The 17426-nt window shown below is 60.3% G+C and carries 12 protein-coding genes; 6 read left to right on the top strand and 6 right to left on the bottom strand.

The features are described 5' to 3' along the window. Window positions 1-28: 28 nt before the first annotated feature. From ACW9HX_RS17505 to ACW9HX_RS17495, 3 genes are all read right to left on the bottom strand, one after another. Window positions 29-1273, bottom strand: coding sequence for a lipoprotein-releasing ABC transporter permease subunit (locus ACW9HX_RS17505; RefSeq protein ID WP_457381549.1), 1245 nt, complete (start codon window positions 1271-1273; stop codon window positions 29-31). A gap of 63 nt (window positions 1274-1336) precedes the next feature. Continuing rightward, window positions 1337-2020 carry a lipoprotein-releasing ABC transporter ATP-binding protein LolD gene (gene lolD, locus ACW9HX_RS17500; protein ID WP_169844077.1) on the bottom strand — a complete coding sequence of 228 codons (684 nt, stop codon included), beginning with the start codon at window positions 2018-2020 and terminating at the stop codon, window positions 1337-1339. Between the two features lie 7 nt (window positions 2021-2027). After that, complete coding sequence (locus tag ACW9HX_RS17495) at window positions 2028-3278, bottom strand: lipoprotein-releasing ABC transporter permease subunit (RefSeq protein ID WP_457381548.1); 1251 nt, start codon at window positions 3276-3278, stop codon at window positions 2028-2030. A 94-nt stretch (window positions 3279-3372) separates the two neighbouring features. Here ACW9HX_RS17495 and ACW9HX_RS17490 point away from each other — a divergent pair, with 94 nt between their 5' ends. Further along, the gene (locus ACW9HX_RS17490; protein WP_457381547.1) at window positions 3373-3954 is read left to right on the top strand and encodes a PilZ domain-containing protein; all 582 of its coding nucleotides are present in this window, start codon (window positions 3373-3375) and stop codon (window positions 3952-3954) included. A 13-nt stretch (window positions 3955-3967) separates the two neighbouring features. Continuing rightward, window positions 3968-4690 carry a glycerophosphodiester phosphodiesterase gene (locus ACW9HX_RS17485; RefSeq protein ID WP_457381546.1) on the top strand — a complete coding sequence of 241 codons (723 nt, stop codon included), beginning with the start codon at window positions 3968-3970 and terminating at the stop codon, window positions 4688-4690. A 42-nt stretch (window positions 4691-4732) separates the two neighbouring features. Here ACW9HX_RS17485 and sthA read toward each other — a convergent pair whose 3' ends face one another. Together sthA and ACW9HX_RS17475 are read right to left on the bottom strand one after the other, a co-directional pair. Beyond that, a complete protein-coding gene (gene sthA, locus ACW9HX_RS17480; RefSeq protein WP_007984277.1) occupies window positions 4733-6127 on the bottom strand; it encodes a Si-specific NAD(P)(+) transhydrogenase in 1395 nt (464 codons plus the stop codon). A 197-nt stretch (window positions 6128-6324) separates the two neighbouring features. Then, window positions 6325-7374: an FAD:protein FMN transferase gene (locus ACW9HX_RS17475; RefSeq protein ID WP_457381596.1), complete on the bottom strand. Its 1050-nt coding sequence runs from the start codon at window positions 7372-7374 to the stop codon at window positions 6325-6327. Between the two features lie 75 nt (window positions 7375-7449). Between ACW9HX_RS17475 and tcuC the strand changes: the two genes are divergently transcribed. Continuing rightward, window positions 7450-8742: a tricarballylate/proton symporter TcuC gene (gene tcuC / locus ACW9HX_RS17470; protein WP_457381545.1), complete on the top strand. Its 1293-nt coding sequence runs from the start codon at window positions 7450-7452 to the stop codon at window positions 8740-8742. A gap of 65 nt (window positions 8743-8807) precedes the next feature. Here tcuC and ACW9HX_RS17465 read toward each other — a convergent pair whose 3' ends face one another. Then, window positions 8808-10271, bottom strand: a complete 1464-nt coding sequence (locus ACW9HX_RS17465; RefSeq protein WP_457381544.1) for a glyceraldehyde-3-phosphate dehydrogenase — start codon at window positions 10269-10271, stop codon at window positions 8808-8810. A gap of 354 nt (window positions 10272-10625) precedes the next feature. Between ACW9HX_RS17465 and mfd the strand changes: the two genes are divergently transcribed. The 3 genes from mfd to ACW9HX_RS17450 are packed head-to-tail and all read left to right on the top strand — an operon-like array spanning window position 10626 to window position 17369. Beyond that, window positions 10626-14075 (top strand): transcription-repair coupling factor, encoded by a 3450-nt coding sequence (mfd, locus tag ACW9HX_RS17460; RefSeq protein ID WP_457381543.1) that lies wholly within the window; start codon window positions 10626-10628, stop codon window positions 14073-14075. Between the two features lie 10 nt (window positions 14076-14085). Continuing rightward, complete coding sequence (locus ACW9HX_RS17455; protein WP_457381542.1) at window positions 14086-14667, top strand: CsiV family protein; 582 nt, start codon at window positions 14086-14088, stop codon at window positions 14665-14667. An 11-nt stretch (window positions 14668-14678) separates the two neighbouring features. Continuing rightward, on the top strand, window positions 14679-17369 hold the full coding sequence (locus tag ACW9HX_RS17450) for an SNF2-related protein (protein ID WP_457381541.1): 2691 nt from the start codon (window positions 14679-14681) through the stop codon (window positions 17367-17369). Window positions 17370-17426: the final 57 nt, after the last annotated feature.

Raw genomic sequence — 17426 nt, 5'->3', positions numbered from 1 at the left:
CCGGCAATGCCGGCCTCAACGGGGGAGCTTACGAATAGCGCAACGCGTGCGCCGGTTCGATCTTCGCCGCTCGCCAGGCCGGGTAAACCGTGGCCAGGAAGCTGAGGATGAAGCCCGCCGAGCAGATCAGCAGCACATCGCCGCCCTGCAATTCCGATGGCAGGTTGCTGACGAAGTACACGTCCGAACTGAAGATGTGCTGCCCGGACACTCGCTCGATCCAGCCCACCATCTCACTGACGTTCAGCGCGGCAATCACGCCGAGCACACCACCAATGATGGTGCCGACAATCCCGATCACCGTGCCCTGCACCATGAAGATCGCCATGATTTGCCGTGGCGTGGCGCCGATGGTGCGCAGGATCGCGATGTCCGCGCCCTTGTCGTTCACCACCATGATCAGGGTCGCGATGATGTTGAACGCCGCCACCGCAACGATCATCAGCAGCAACAGGCCGATCATGGTTTTTTCCATCTTCATCGCACTGAACAGGCTGCCCTGGGTATGGGTCCAGTCGTCAGCCTTGAAATCGGCGCCGAGGCCGTTGGCAATGTCCGACGAAACCTTCGGTGCGGCGTACAGGTCTTTCACCGCCAGGCGTACGCTCTGCACCTGATTCGGCTCCCAGTGCTGCATGGTCGCGGCGTCGGAGACGTGGATCAGGCCCATGGAACCGTCAAGCTCGGCACCGACCTTGAACACACCGACCACGTTCAGTCGCTGCATGCGCGGGGTAATGCCACCCGGTGCAGTGCTGACTTCCGGCACGATCAGGGTGATCTTGTCGCCGACATTCAGACGGAAGCGGCGGGCCGTGATTTCACCCAACACCACGCCGAACTCGCCGGGCTTCAAGGCGTCGAGACGGCCCTGAACGATGTGCTGCGCAACGATCGACACCTTGCCTTCCTGGGCCGGGTCGACGCCGCTGATCTGGATCGGTTGCATCATGCCCTTGTAGGACAGCATGCCTTCCATCTCGGTGAACGGCACGGCGGCCGTCACTTCCGGGTTCTTCATCGCAGCGGCGGCGACTGGCTGCCAGTCATCGATCGGCTTGACGCCAACGATGGTCGCGTGAGGCACCATGCCGAGGATGCGCGAGCTCATTTCGCGCTGGAAGCCGTTCATTACCGACAACACCACGATCATCGCCAGCACGCCGAGGGCGAGGCCGATCATCGAGGTCATCGAAATGAACGAAACAAAGCGATTGCGGCGCTTGGCGCGGGTATAGCGCGTGCCGATAAAGATCGATAACGGTCTGAACATTCGCTGGGGCACCGTATAAAAATAAAAGACCCGATGCCTTTTCAGGCATCGGGTTTCAAGCCGTCAGATAGGCGTCAGGCAGCCTTCCTGCAGGTGCAGGACACGGTCCATCTGGCGAGCCAGGTTCATGTCGTGAGTCACCACCAGGAACGCTGTGCGCATCGAAGTGCTGAGTTCCAGCATCAAGTCCTGAATGCCTTGGGCGGTGTGGGAGTCGAGGTTGCCGGTCGGCTCGTCGAGCATCACCAGGCCAGGCTTGTTGACCAGTGCACGGGCGATGGCCACACGCTGACGCTCACCACCGGACAGTTCGGCCGGTTTGTGTTCCAGACGATGGCCCAGGCCGACTCGCTCCAGCAACGCGGTGGCGCGCTGACGCGCTTCCGGGATCGGCGTCTTGCCGATCAGCAGCGGCATGCAGACGTTTTCCAGCGCAGTGAATTCCGGCAGCAAGTGGTGGAACTGGTAAACGAAGCCCAGCGAGCGGTTACGCAGCAGGCCGCGCTTCTTCTCGCTGAGGGCGGAGAGTTCTTCGCCGTCGAGCCAGACGCTGCCCTTGGTCGGCGTATCAAGGCCGCCCAACAGGTTGAGCAAAGTACTTTTGCCCGAACCCGAGGTACCGACAATCGCCACACGCTCGCCCGGATGCAGTTCCAGTTGCAGGCCGGCCAGTACTTCTACCGATTCCGGACCTTCCTCGTAGGATTTGCCCAGGTTGCGGCAGCTCAAGATTGCTTTTTCACTCATGCCCGACTCACTCATAACGTAGCGCCTCCGCCGGCTGGGTGCGCGCGGCACGCCAGGCTGGATACAGGGTGGCGAGGAAACTCAGGACCAACGCAGCGGCGCAGACCATGATCACATCCTGGCTCTGCACCTGCGACGGAAGATAATCAATGAAATACACGTCAGCATTAAGGAACTTGTGGCCGATCAGGCCTTCCAGTGCCGAGATCGCGGCGCTGACGTTAAGCGCAGCGAATATCCCGACCACGGCGCCAATGGCCGTACCGACCACGCCGATCACCGTGCCCTGCACCATGAACGTGCGCATGATCGTGCCCGGCGTAGCGCCCAGTGTGCGCAGAATGGCGATGTCGCCCTTCTTGTCGTTCACCACCATTACCAGCGTGGAAATGATGTTGAACGCAGCAACGGCGACGATCAGCAGCAACAGCAGGCCGATCATGGCTTTTTCCATGCGGATCGCCTGATACAGATTGCCGTGGGTGCGAGTCCAGTCGCGGGCGTAGTAATGGTCTTCGCCAAGCCGTTGAGCAATGTTCCACGCTTCACGCGGTGCCTGGAACAGATCGTCGAACTTCAGACGCAGGCCCTGCACCTGATCAGGTTTCCAGCGGTGCATCTTCGCCAGATCCTGCAGGTTGGTCACGCCCAGGTAACCGTCCAGTTCACCGGCGCCGACATGGAAAATGCCGACCACGGTGAAGCGCTTCATGCGCGGGAACATCCCGGCCGGCGTCACGCTGACCTCCGGCGCGACGAAGGTGACCTTGTCACCGATGCCTACGCCGAGCTTGGTCGCGGCCTTGTCGCCGATCACGATGCCGAAGCTGCCGGGCGTCAGATCGTCGAGTTTGCCCTGCTTCATGAAGTTGTCGATGATCGAGACGTTGCGCTCAAGTGCCGGATCGATGGCATTGAGCAACACCTTGGACACCTGGCCGTTGTTGGTCAGCAACCCCTGCATCTGGGTGAACGGCGCGACGGCCGCCACCTGCGGGTTCTGCTTGACCTTGGCGGCCAGGCTCGGCCAGTCGCTGATGGCCTCACCGGACTCGATGGTCGCGTGGGGCACCATGCCCAGCACACGGGTGCGCATCTCATGATCGAAGCCGTTCATCACCGACAACACCACGATCATCACGACCACGCCAAGGGCGAGCCCGATCATCGAAGTCAGGGAAATGAATGACACAAAATGATTGCGACGCTTTGCACGGGTATAACGCGTGCCGATAAATACGAAGAGAGGTCTGAACATGTCGGGGCTTGTTCGGAGGGAAAAGGAACGTCCTTGTGGCGGGGGTCGATAACCAGCTTTACACTCAGACCACCGCCGCTACCATGGGTTCGCCATGTCGACATTAGATGAAGAAGATCGCCGCGAATACTACCGTATCGAGGACATGATCGCACTGGAAATTAGGCCCCTGTCCGCTCCCGAAGCCGCAGGCCAGGAAGTGTTGCAGGATGCTTCCCCACTGTTCAATCTGCTCAGCGAGCTGCACCTGAGCGAATTCGAGTCGCAGCACCTGCTGCGCCAGATCAGCGAACGCGACCGCGCCATCGCCGCGTTCCTGAAATCCCAGAACAAACGCATCGACCTGCTCAGCCAGGTGGTCGCCCTGACTGTGCTCGGCCATATCGGCGAGCCGCAGCCAGTGATCATCTCCGAGGGCGGCATCGACTTTCAGCACCCGACCCCGATCACCACCGGCGCCCATCTGTCGGTCAAACTGGTGCTGATGCCCCAGGCCCTTGGCCTGCTGCTGCGCGCCCGGGTCACCCATTGCGACCGCAAGGGCGACGGCTACGACATCGGCACCGAGTTCGAACACTTGACCGACGCCCAGCGCCAGTTGCTCGCCCGCTATATCTTGCAAAAGCAGGCACAGGAACGACGTCTGGCCCGCGAACAGAACGAATCAGGCATTTAATTAAGGAAGAACCGTGACCCTTATCTATGGCCACCGCGGCGCCAAGGGCGAAGCACCGGAAAACACCCTGACCAGTTTTCAGGAATGTCTCAAGCACGGCGTACGCCGTTGCGAACTGGACCTGCACCTGTCCAAGGACGGCGAGTTGATGGTCATCCACGACCCGACACTCAAACGTACCACCGAGCGCCGCGGCAAGGTGGTCGAGCACACCGCCGCCGATCTGGTGACCTACGACGCGCGCAAGGGCGGCCCGGGCTGGATCAAGCCGTGCCCGATTCCGACACTGGAAGAACTGTTCGAAAAATGTGATTTCGATCACTGGCAGCTCGAAGTCAAAAGCGCTTCCCGCACCCGCGCAGCGACCACCGTTCTGGCCATCCGCGAGATGGCGGTCAGGCACGGCCTGCTCGACAAGGTGACGATCACCTCGAGTTCAAGGGAAGTATTGAAGGCTGCACTGGATCTGGTGCCCGACGTATCGCGCGGCCTGGTGGCCGAATACGCCTGGCTCGACCCGCTGAAGGTCGCACAAAGTTATGGCTGCGAGATTCTCGCGTTGAACTGGACGCTGTGTACGCCGGAACGCCTGCAAAAGGCGCAGCGTCAGGGGCTGCACGTGTCGGTATGGACCGTCAACGAGCCTGCACTGATGCGCAGACTCGCCGACTTCGGCGTTGACAGCCTGATTACAGACTTTCCCGGTTTGGCCACTGCCACCCTTGGGAATAGCTGAAATCGGTCTCCCCGGCCGGCTCAGGCCACCGGCCGGAGCCCGTCAAAAAAGCCGGTTGAGGCCGTCGTACGCCGCTACCCGATAGGCTTCGGCCATGGTCGGGTAGTTGAACGTCGTGTTGACGAAGTACTTCAGAGTATTCAGCTCACCCGGCTGGTTCATGATCGCCTGACCGATGTGCACGATCTCCGACGCCTGATAACCGAAGCAGTGAACACCCAGCACTTCCAGGGTTTCACGGTGGAACAGGATCTTCAGCATGCCTTGCGGCTCGCCGGCGATCTGCGCACGCGCCATGCTCTTGAAGAAAGCCTTGCCCACTTCGTACGGCACTTTGGCCTGGGTCAGTTCCTGCTCGTTCTTGCCGATCGAGCTGATCTCAGGAATGGTGTAGATGCCGGTCGGCACGTCATTCACGAAGCGCCAGCTGCCATTGTCGACGATGCTGCCGGCCGCCGAGCGACCCTGGTCGTGGGCGGCACTGGCCAGGCTCGGCCAGCCGATCACGTCACCGGCACCGTAGATGTTCGGCACGCAGGTGCGATAGGCCTCGTCGACCTCGATCTGGCCACGGCTGTTGACCTTGACGCCGATGTTTTCCAGACCCAACTGATCGGTGTTACCGGTTCGGCCGTTGCACCACAGCAAGGCGTCGGCCTTGATCTTCTTGCCGGATTTCAGGTGCAGGATCACGCCGTTGTCCACGCCTTCCACACGATCGTAGTCTTCGTTGTGGCGCACGGTGATGTTGTTGTTGCTGAAGTGGTAGCTCAACGCCTGGGAAATTTCCGAGTCGAGGAAGCTCAGCAACTGACCACGGTTGTCCACCAGCTCTACCAGTACACCCAGACCGCTGAAGATCGAAGCGTATTCGCAACCGATCACGCCGGCGCCGTAAACGATCAGTTTGCGCGGGGTGTGGCCGAGGCTGAGGATGGTGTCGCTATCGTAGATACGCGGGTGGTGAAAATCGATGTCTGCCGGGCGATAAGGACGCGAACCGGTGGCGATGATGATGTGCTTGGCCACCAGTTTCTCGACCACGCCGTTGGCGCAGACCACTTCGATGGTCTGCTCGTCGGCGAAGCTGCCGGTGCCGAAGAACACGTCGACGCGGTTACGAGCGTAGTAGCCGGTACGCGAAGCGACTTGTTTGGAGATGACTTTCTCGGCGCTTTTCAACACGTCCGGAAACGAGAACCAGCGTGGCTCACCGATCGCACGGAACATCGGATTGGTGTTGAACTGCATGATCTGCCGCACCGAGTGACGCAAGGCCTTGGACGGGATGGTGCCCAGGTGGGTGCAGTTACCGCCGACCTGGCGACGGCTGTCGACCATCGCCACCTTGCGCCCTGCTTTGGCGGCGTTCATTGCCGCGCCTTCTCCCGCCGGGCCGGAACCCAATACCACCACGTCGTAGTTGTAGACAGCCATGCGTACTCCTCAGAACAGGCCGCGGTGCCAGCAGCACCGGCGGCTAAATCACGCCGAACGGCGGCGCGAAGGAACAATTGGGGGCCAGTAGAAAACCCGGACACAGTCTATAGAAGCGTCAACGCCGCGCACATTAACCCTTGGTCGCGTCGTAGGCTACTTTTGCCTGCACTACAACGCCAGCTTTCGTACTGTTCTCAGTCAACTTTTGCACCACTGAGCCGTTCGAAAGCGTGACTGGTGCGTGTGACGAAACCTGTATCGGCACGAATCACAAAGAATGCACCAATGTCGTGTTTTTCGGCATAGTCCCAGGCCCTTTCCGGCCCGAGAATCAGCAACAGCGTTGATAGTCCATCGGCCATCAAGGCTGAAGGATGAATCACCGTGACTGACGCAAGATCGTGTAGGACGGGTGCACCGGTCCGAGCATCGAAGGTGTGGGAATAGCGCCGACCATCCTGTTGAAAATAGTTGCGGTAGTCGCCGGACGTAGAAAGACCATAGCCATCGACATTAATGACCCGCTCAGCGACCTGCTGATCATCACGTGGCTCTTCCAGCGCGATGCGCCACGGCGAGCCATCGAGTTTCCTGCCGGACGCCTTGAGCTCGCCCGTGGCTTCGGCGAGGTAATCATGAATGCCCATGGCATCGAGCCGTGCGGCAATGGTATCGACCGCGTAACCGGCAGCGATGCTATTGAAATCGACTTCGACCGCCGCGTCCTTGCACAACTGGTCGCCATCGATACGCAAATGCCGGTAACCCACCCGCTTCTGCACCTCGGCCAGCGCATCGGCGCTCGGGACTTTTTCTTCACGTCCCTGCGGACCGAAACCCCAGAGGTTGAGCAGCGGCTCCACCGTAAGGTCGTAGGAACCTTCACTTTGTTGCGACAGCTGCTCGCCAACCCGCACCAGCTCAAGAATCGGTGCCGGCATGGTCTGACAGCGATCGGCGGGTAACTCGTTGAAGCGCGAAATATCGGAGTCCGCACGATAGGTGGACATCTGCTGGTCGGCGTCGGCGAGGATCTTCTCGACTTCGATGCGGACATCCTGAGGGGCAGGCAGATTGGCGCGGCGCACGTACTTGATCGAATAAGTGCTACCCATGGTCGGGCCGCCGAAGCTCTCCATCGAGTCGCCGGAGCCGCAGCCGGACAAAACCGCGAGAAGAACCACGAAAACCATCCAGCGTCCAGTTAACAATTCTTCATCTCCGAGCAAAACCGCGCCGGCCATTATGACCACAGAGCCCGCTCGCTCCCAAACAGATGCAACGCTTTCATACAAAATCAAAAAAGTGAGTACCTGAACATGTCCTCCACCACGGGCAAAGGCAAAGCGATTTTTCGCGTTGTCAGCGGCAATTTTCTCGAAATGTTCGACTTCATGGTCTATGGCTTCTACGCCACGGCCATCGCCAAGACATTCTTCCCTACCGATAGTGCTTTCGCTTCTCTGATGCTTTCGCTCGCCACCTTCGGCGCAGGCTTTTTGATGCGTCCTCTGGGGGCGATTTTCCTCGGCGCCTATATTGACCGACACGGGCGACGTCAGGGGCTGATCATTACCCTCGCACTGATGGCGGCCGGCACCGTGCTGATTGCCTGTGTGCCGGGCTACGCCACCCTTGGCGTCGCTGCGCCGCTAATCGTGCTGTTTGGCCGATTGCTGCAAGGCTTCTCGGCTGGCGTGGAACTGGGTGGCGTATCGGTGTACCTGGCAGAGATCGCCACGCCAGGTCGCAAGGGCTTTTTCGTCAGCTGGCAGTCCGCCAGCCAGCAAGCGGCGGTCGTATTCGCCGGCCTGCTCGGTGTTGGCCTCAACCACTGGCTGAGCCCGGAACAGATGGGCGACTGGGGCTGGCGCGTGCCGTTCCTGATCGGCTGCATGATCGTTCCGGTGATCTTCGTCATTCGTCGCTCCCTGGAGGAAACACCGGAGTTCCAGGCACGCAAACACCGCCCTACCCTGCAGGAGATCGTCCGCTCGATCGGTCAGAACTTCGGCATTGTCATCGCCGGCATGGCGCTGGTAGTGATGACCACCGTGTCTTTCTACCTGATCACCGCCTACACCCCGACCTTCGGCAAGGCGGAATTGCACCTGTCGGACTTCGATGCACTGCTGGTAACCGTGTGCATCGGGCTGTCGAACTTCTTCTGGCTGCCGGTAATGGGCGCACTTTCCGACAAGATCGGCCGCAAACCCCTGCTGCTGGCGGCGACGATTCTGGCGATCCTGACCGCTTACCCGGCTTTGTCGTGGCTGGTGGCAAACCCGAGCTTCAGCCATCTGCTGATCGTCGAGTTGTGGCTGTCGTTCCTGTACGGCTCGTACAACGGCGCAATGGTGGTGGCGCTGACCGAAATCATGCCGGTGGAAGTTCGTACGACCGGTTTTTCGCTGGCCTACAGCCTGGCGACCGCGACTTTCGGCGGTTTCACACCGGCCGCCTGCACTTACCTGATCCATGTGCTGGACAACAAGGCCGCGCCGGGGATCTGGCTCAGTGGTGCAGCCGTATTGGGCCTGGTTGCAACGCTGGTGCTGTTCCGTGGCAACAAGCACGAACTGCGCACGGCACAAGCCGCCATACCCCGCTGACACAAATCGCGCACAAACAAAAACGCCCCGACCAAAGTCGGGGCGTTTTCATTTGCAGCTAAGGCTTAGCGCGGAAAGGCTGGCGGGTTTACACCGGCCATGTCTTCCATCACGCGGATCACCTGGCAGCTGTAACCGAATTCGTTGTCGTACCAGACGTACAGAACAACGCGGTTATCCTGGGTGATGGTCGCTTCAGCGTCGACAACACCGGCGTGGCGCGAGCCAACGAAGTCGGTGGAAACCACTTCCTGGGAATTGACGAAGTCGATTTGCTTGTGCAGATCGGAGTGCAGCGCCATGTAGCGCAGGTACTCGTTCATCTCTTCACGGGTAGCGGCTTTCTCAAGGTTCAGGTTGAGAATGGCCATCGACACGTTTGGCGTCGGAACACGGATCGCGTTACCGGTCAGCTTGCCGGCCAGCTCAGGCAGGGCCTTGGCAGCAGCGGTGGCAGCACCGGTCTCGGTGATGACCATGTTCAGCGCGGCGCTGCGACCACGGCGATCGCCCTTGTGGAAGTTGTCGATCAGGTTCTGGTCGTTGGTGTACGAGTGAACGGTTTCGACGTGGCCGTTGACGATGCCGAACTTGTCATTTACAGCTTTCAGCACCGGCACGATGGCGTTGGTGGTGCAGGAAGCGGCGGACACGATCTTGTCGTCAGCAGTGATTTCGTTGTGGTTGATACCGTGAACGATGTTCTTCAGCTTGCCTTTGCCAGGAGCGGTCAGAACAACGCGGTCGATACCCGGGCACTGCAAGTGCTGGCCCAGGCCATCGGCATCACGCCATACACCGGTGTTGTCCACCAGCAGCGCATCTTTGATGCCGTACTGGGTGTAATCCACTTCGGTAGGGTTTTTCGCGTAGATAACCTGGATCAGGTTGCCGTTGGCGGTGATGGTGTTGTTCTCTTCGTCGATGGTGATGGTGCCGTTGAACGAACCGTGTACCGAATCGCGACGCAGCAGGCTGGCGCGTTTGGTCAGGTCGTTTTCGGCGCCTTTGCGCACCACGATGGCACGCAGACGCAGACCGTCGCCGCCACCGGTTTTTTCGATCAGGATGCGCGCCAGCAGACGGCCGATACGACCGAAGCCGTAAAGCACAACGTCAGTGCCTTTGCGGGCCGAAGCGTTCTGCTGGCCAACCACGTCAGCCATTTCTTCACGAACGAACTGCTCGGCGGTACGGCCGTTGCCTTCGTTGCGGAATTTGAACGCCAACTTGCCCAGGTCCACCGAAGCCGCGCCGAGCTTGAGCTCGCTCATGGCTTTCAGCAGAGGGAATGTTTCGTGGACGGAGAGTTCGCTATCGTCCGAAGAACGATGGCGAGCAAAGCGGTGAGCTTTGAGAATCGCGATGACAGACTGGTTGATCAGGCTGCGGCCATAGATCGAGCTCACCACGTTGTTATTGCGGTAAAGCTGACCGATAAGCGGAATCATCGCTTCTGCGAGTGCTTCACGGTCGATCCATTCACCAAGACACTGGTCGGGCTTCTGAGTCACGGGAACCTTCCACATGTAGGGGCAGAAAAAAGGGGCTACATTATGCCGCCGAGAACCTCTTGTAGCAATGCGCGCTTGTCGCGCAATCGGTAACAAAATCCGCTCCAAAAAAATAACGCTCTCCGCGAGCCCAGTAAAACCGGGGCTTCCAGCGCAGTCAGTTTTTCGACGACTGTTAGACGATGTCTGTAACCCTCCGTAACACCAGCCACTTTCGGCACTACATAATCGTCAAAAAAGGGCTGGTTTTTATGGTTACCACTACATTTCACTGAAACAGCGCAGATAGACGCAGTCTGCAACTGACAGGCGGCACCGGACGCCGCTACAATTACCGACTTTGTCGCAACGCCTGGAGCTCAACCTTCCGTGCCTGTTCTGCGTCTACCGATTCTCCCTGCCGCGGCAGGAAAACAGCATTGGGGCAATCTGCCCGGTGCTGCCCTGAGCCTGGCCATTGCCGAGGCTGCCAGCGCTGCCAAGCGCTTCACGTTGCTACTGACCGCCGACAGCCAGAGTGCCGAACGGCTGGAGCAGGAGCTGAGTTTCTTCGCCCCGGATTTGCCCGTTCTGCATTTTCCCGACTGGGAAACCCTGCCCTACGACCTGTTCTCGCCGCACCAGGACATCATCTCCCAGCGCATCGCCAGCCTTTATAGACTGCCGGAGCTGGAACATGGCGTGCTGGTGGTGCCGATCACCACAGCCCTGCATCGTCTGGCGCCGACCAAGTTCCTGCTTGGCAGCAGCCTGGTGCTGGATGTCGGGCAGAAGCTCGACGTCGAGCAAATGCGCTCGCGGCTTGAAGCCAGCGGCTATCGATACGTCGACACGGTTTACGAACACGGCGAGTTCACGGTGCGCGGCGCACTGATCGACCTGTTCCCGATGGGCAGCAAACTGCCCTATCGCATTGATCTGTTCGATGACGAAATCGAAACCCTGCGTACCTTCGATCCGGAAAACCAGCGCTCCATCGACAAGGTCGACTCGGTCAAGCTGCTGCCGGCCAAGGAATTCCCGCTACAGAAGGATGCGGTCACCCGTTTCAAGGCGCGCTTTCGCGAGCGTTTCGACGTCGACTTCCGACGCTGCCCGATCTTCCAGGATCTGAGCAGCGGCATCACGCCGGCCGGCATCGAGTACTACCTGCCGCTGTTCTTCGAAGAAACTTCGACCCTGTTCGATTACCTGCCTCAAGACACGCAAGTGTTTTCGCTGCCGGGCATCGAGCAAGCGGCGGAAAACTTCTGGAACGACGTGCGCAATCGTTATGAAGAACGCCGCGTCGATCCATCGCGTCCTTTATTGCCGCCCGCCGAACTGTTCCTGCCGGTGGAAGACTGTTTCGCCCGCCTGAAGAACTGGCCGCGCGTGGTGGCCAGTCAGCAGGACGTGGAAACCGGTGCCGGCCGCGAACGCTTCCCGGCGCAGGCCTTGCCGAATCTGGCGATCGAAGCCAAGGCCACGCAACCACTGGCCGCGCTTTCCGCCTTCCTCGACGAATTCCCGGGGCGTGTGCTGTTCACCGCCGAATCCGCCGGCCGTCGCGAAGTGCTGCTGGAATTGCTGGAGCGCCTGAAGCTGCGACCGAAAACCGTCGACAGCTGGCCGGATTTCGTCGCGAGCAAGGATCGCCTGGCGATCACCATCGCCCCGCTCGACGAAGGCCTGATGCTGGATGACCCGGCGCTGGCACTGGTCGCGGAAAGTCCGCTGTTCGGCCAACGGGTGATGCAGCGTCGCCGTCGCGAGAAACGCGCCGACGCCAACAACGATGCGGTGATCAAGAACCTCACCGAACTGCGCGAAGGCGCGCCGGTAGTGCACATCGACCACGGCGTCGGCCGCTATCTCGGCCTGACGATTCTGGAAATCGACAATCAGGCCGCCGAGTTCCTGACCCTCGAATATGCCGAGAACGCCAAGCTCTACGTGCCGGTGGCCAACCTGCACCTGATCGCCCGGTATACCGGCAGCGATGATGCACTGGCTCCGCTGCACCGCCTCGGTTCCGAGACCTGGCAGAAAGCCAAGCGCAAGGCCGCCGAGCAGGTGCGCGATGTCGCTGCCGAGTTACTCGATATCTACGCCCGCCGCGCCGCCCGCGAGGGCTACGCCTTTGCCGACCCGAAGGCCGATTACGCCACCTTCAGCGCCGGTTTCCCGTTCGAAGAAACCCCGGACCAGCAATCCACCATCGAAGCCGTGCGCGAAGACATGCTCGCGCCGAAGCCGATGGATCGCCTGGTCTGCGGCGACGTCGGTTTCGGCAAGACCGAAGTGGCCATGCGCGCCGCGTTCATCGCGGTACATGGCGGCAAGCAAGTGGCGATCCTGGTGCCGACTACCCTGCTCGCCCAGCAGCACTACAACAGCTTCCGCGACCGCTTCGCCGACTGGCCGGTGACCGTGGAAGTGATGAGCCGCTTCAAGTCGGCCAAGGAAGTAAATGCAGCGGTGGCCGAGCTGGCCGAAGGCAATATCGACATCGTCATCGGCACCCACAAGTTGCTGCAGGACGACGTCAAGATCAAAAACCTCGGGCTGGTGATCATCGACGAAGAGCACCGTTTCGGTGTCCGTCAGAAGGAACAGCTCAAGGCCCTTCGCAGCGAAGTCGACATCCTCACGCTGACCGCCACGCCGATTCCGCGCACGCTGAACATGGCGGTGTCGGGCATGCGCGACCTGTCGATCATCGCCACGCCGCCGGCTCGACGCCTGTCGGTGCGCACCTTCGTGATGGAGCAGAACAAGAGCACGGTCAAAGAGGCCTTGCTGCGTGAGCTGCTGCGTGGCGGTCAGGTCTATTACCTGCACAACGACGTGAAGACCATCGAGAAATGCGCCGCCGAACTGGCCGAACTGGTGCCGGAAGCGCGGATCGGCATCGGCCACGGACAGATGCGCGAGCGCGAACTCGAACAGGTGATGAGCGACTTCTACCACAAGCGCTTCAACGTGCTGATCGCCTCGACCATCATCGAGACCGGCATCGACGTGCCGAGCGCCAACACCATCATCATCGAGCGCGCCGACAAGTTCGGCCTGGCGCAGTTGCACCAGTTGCGCGGTCGCGTCGGTCGTAGTCACCACCAGGCTTACGCCTACCTGCTGACTCCGCCACGCCAGCAGATCACCGGCGATGCGGAAAAACGTCTGGAGGCGATTGCCAATACTCAGGATCTGGGCGCGGGTTTCGTGCTGGCCACCAACGACCTGGAAATCCGTGGCGCCGGCGAATTGCTGGGCGACGGCCAAAGCGGCCAGATTCAGGCCGTGGGTTTCACGCTATACATGGAAATGCTCGAGCGCGCGGTGAAATCAATCCGCAAGGGCGAACAACCAAACCTCGATCAACCGCTCGGCGGCGGCCCGGAGGTCAACCTGCGGGTGCCGGCGCTGATTCCGGAAGATTACCTGCCGGACGTGCATGCACGCTTGATCCTCTACAAACGCATCGCTTCGGCCACCGACGAGGAAGGCCTGAAAGACCTGCAAGTGGAGATGATCGATCGCTTCGGCCTGCTGCCGGAACCGACCAAGAATCTGGTGCGCATCACGGCGCTGAAATTGCAGGCTGAACAGCTGGGCATCAAGAAAGTCGATGGTGGCCCGCAAGGCGGACGCATCGAGTTCGCGGCGCAGACGCCGGTCGACCCGATGACCCTGATCAAACTGATCCAGAGTCAGCCAAAACGCTACAAATTCGAAGGCGCCACGATGTTCAAGTTCCAGGTGCCGATGGAGCGCCCGGAAGAGCGCTTTAATACTGTGGAGGCGCTGTTCGAGCGCCTCATCCCGAAAACTGCTTGAAGGACGCCGCATGCGCCTGTTTCGCTCTCTGACTTTGCTGCTGACCCCGTTCTTGATAACACTGGCGGCACCCTCGGCGTTTGCCGATGACCTGTACCAGGTTGAAATGATTCTGGTACGCCAGAACGCCGTACCGGCAATCGTCAGCCGTGCCGCACCCGAGGACTGGGCCGCAGGTGCCCAGCGCCTGGCCGATGACAGCCAGCGCACCCCGGCGCTGAACGACGTTGCAACCAAGCTCACCGCCAGCGGCGAATACAGCGTGCTGATGCACAAAGCCTGGCAACAACCCTTGGGCGAGTCGCCGACGAAGGTCGCTGTCAGCGACGGCAAGGAACAGTTCGGCCAGTTCCCCATCGAGGGCACACTTGAAATGAAGCTCGGGCGCTTCACTGACGTGAACGCCGACTTCTGGGTCAACCAGATCGACGCCAATGGCATGGTCACCGCCAGCGAGCGCCTGAAGCAGGACAGCCACACCAAGAATGGCCAGCTCAACTACCTGGACAACGGCCACCTGGCCCTGCTGATCAAGATCACTTCACTGACGGCGCCTGCGCCTCGGGAAGCGCCTGAATCCATTCCGGACTGATCGAAGTCCTTATGTCCCCGCCTCTGAGTAAACCGCTGGCTTCCTCCTGGGTCAGCCGGTTCAAGGAACAAAGCCTGGAGCGCGGCCGCCGCTACGCTCTGGAAAACCGGGTGCGAATCGTACAGGTCGGCGATGCGACCATTACCGCCAGCTGCGAAGGCTCTGGCGGCAACATTTATCGTCAGACAATTCATCTGCGTGAGTCAGCCAAAGGCACGCTGCTGATGGTCGACGCCACGTGCACCTGCCCGGTCCACAGCAACTGCAAACACTGCGCGGCGGTCTTGCTGCAGGTGCAGGAAACCCTCGAATACCCCGCTGCTGCCAAAGACGCCGAACTACTGGAGAAGCTTCAGGCCGTTCTGGAAAACCGCAGCCCCAAGGCGCCGCCGCAAGTACTGGTGGACAACGTGCAACCGGTGCCGCGCCTGTGGCTGGCCAGCGTCGAGTTCAGCGCTTTCGAACCACGCAACGGCAAAATGCAGCGCTACATCCAGCATCGCGCGGCGCTGTCTTTCAGTTACCTCGACGAATACGTCAGTGGCCAGAAAAACAGCGACATCCTGATTCGCCAGGAAGCGCAGACCCTGCGAGTCAAACGCCAGCCGGACGTCGAGCAAAGCTACCGCGAGCAATTGCGAATTCTCGGCTTTCGCATCGCCACCCGGCAAAGCAAGGCCCTGCCGGAAAGCGCCGGCGAACTCTACGAGATGGTCAATGACAGCGCTTGGCTGACCTTCACTCTCAACGACCTGCCGAAGCTGCGCACTCAGGGTTGGGAGTTGCTGGTCGACGATGAATTCGGATTCGACCTGACAGCCGTCGATGACTGGTATGCCACCGTCGAACAAGCACCGGAACGCGACTGGTTCGACCTGGAGCTTGGCATCATCGTCAATGGCGAACGCCTGAGCCTGCTGCCGATCCTGCTCAACCTGATGCGCTCTCACACAGAAATCCTCAACCCCGAACGCCTCGCCCGGCGACGGGACGATGAACTGATTCTGGTGAACATCCCGCAACGCAACAGCGAGCACGGGCCCTTGCAGGTCGCCCTGCCCCTCGGCCGGTTGAAACCGGTGCTGGCGACGCTGGGCGAGTTCTATCTGCAAGAACCGGGCGAAACCACCCTGCGCCTGAGCAAGGCCGACGCCACACGCCTGAATTCGCTGGAAGGCATTCCACTGCTTTGGGAGGGCGGGGAGCAGATCCGCAGCTTCGCCCAGCGTCTGCGCGATATCCGTGACTACAGCGCCGAAGCGCCGGAAGGGCTGAACGCGACACTGCGTCCTTATCAGCTCGAAGGTTTGAGCTGGATGCAGTCGCTGCGACAACTTGAGGTTGGCGGGATTCTCGCGGACGACATGGGTCTGGGCAAAACCCTACAGACCCTGGCGCACATTCTCAGCGAGAAAAACGCCGGGCGCCTGGATCGACCCTGCATGGTGGTGATGCCTACCAGCCTGATTCCCAATTGGCTGGACGAAGCGGCGCACTTCACGCCACAGCTCAAAGTGGTGGCCCTGTACGGCGCCAGCCGCAAAAAGCATTTCGAGCACCTGGCCGATTACGACCTGATCCTCACAACCTATGCGCTGCTGCCCAAGGATGTCGAGCGTCTCGCACAGCAACCGCTGCATGTATTGGTGCTGGACGAGGCGCAATACATCAAGAACCCGAACAGCAAGGCCGCTCAGGCCGCCCGCGAACTGAACGCCCGCCAGCGCCTGTGCCTGAGCGGTACGCCGCTGGAAAATCACCTCGGCGAACTGTGGTCGCTGTTTCACTTCCTGCTGCCCGGATGGCTCGGTGACGTCAAAAGTTTCAACGCCGATTACCGCGTACCGATCGAAAAACGCGCCAGCGAAGTCAGACTTCAACACCTCAACGGTCGGATCAAACCTTTCCTGCTGCGCCGCACCAAGGAACAAGTTGCGACCGAGCTGCCGCCGAAGACCGAGATCATCCACTGGGTCGAGCTCAACGAAGCGCAGCGCGACGTCTACGAAACCATGCGCCTGGCCATGGACAAGAAGGTGCGCGACGAAATCACCCGCAAAGGTGTGGCACGCAGCCAGATCATCATTCTCGAAGCGTTGCTCAAGTTGCGCCAGGTCTGCTGCGACTTGCGCCTGGTCAACGACGCCACCCTGCCCACTCGCGGCAGCACCTCAGGCAAACTCGACAGCCTGATGGAAATGCTTGAGGAGTTATTTGAGGAAGGACGGCGAATTCTGCTGTTTTCGCAGTTCACTTCGATGCTGTCATTGATCGAGGATGAGTTGAAAAAACGCAATGTCACCTATGCGCTGCTGACAGGACAGACGCGGGATCGGCGCACGCCTGTGAAGGAATTCCAGAGCGGCAAGCGTCAGATCTTTCTCATCAGCCTGAAAGCCGGCGGTGTCGGTCTGAACCTGACGGAAGCGGATACGGTGATTCACTACGATCCGTGGTGGAACCCGGCGACCGAAAATCAGGCGACCGACCGTGCGTATCGCATTGGTCAGGAGAAGCCGGTATTCGTCTACAAGATGATTGCCCGGGGCACGGTCGAGGAGAAGATTCAGCATCTGCAGAAGGAAAAGTCCGACCTGGCGGCCGGCGTGCTGGATGGGCGCAAGGCCGGGGACTGGAAGTTGCAGAGTGATGATATCGAGGCGCTGTTTGCGCCGTTGCCGGACAAGTTCGACAAGCGTTGAAGTCTTTGTCGCCTACCAGATCGATTCGCGGGCAAGCCCGCTCCCACAGGTTTAGCG

It is taken from the genome of Pseudomonas sp. SDO52101_S400 (genome assembly GCF_054071635.1).
This window is presented reverse-complemented; position numbering and strand designations above follow the sequence as displayed.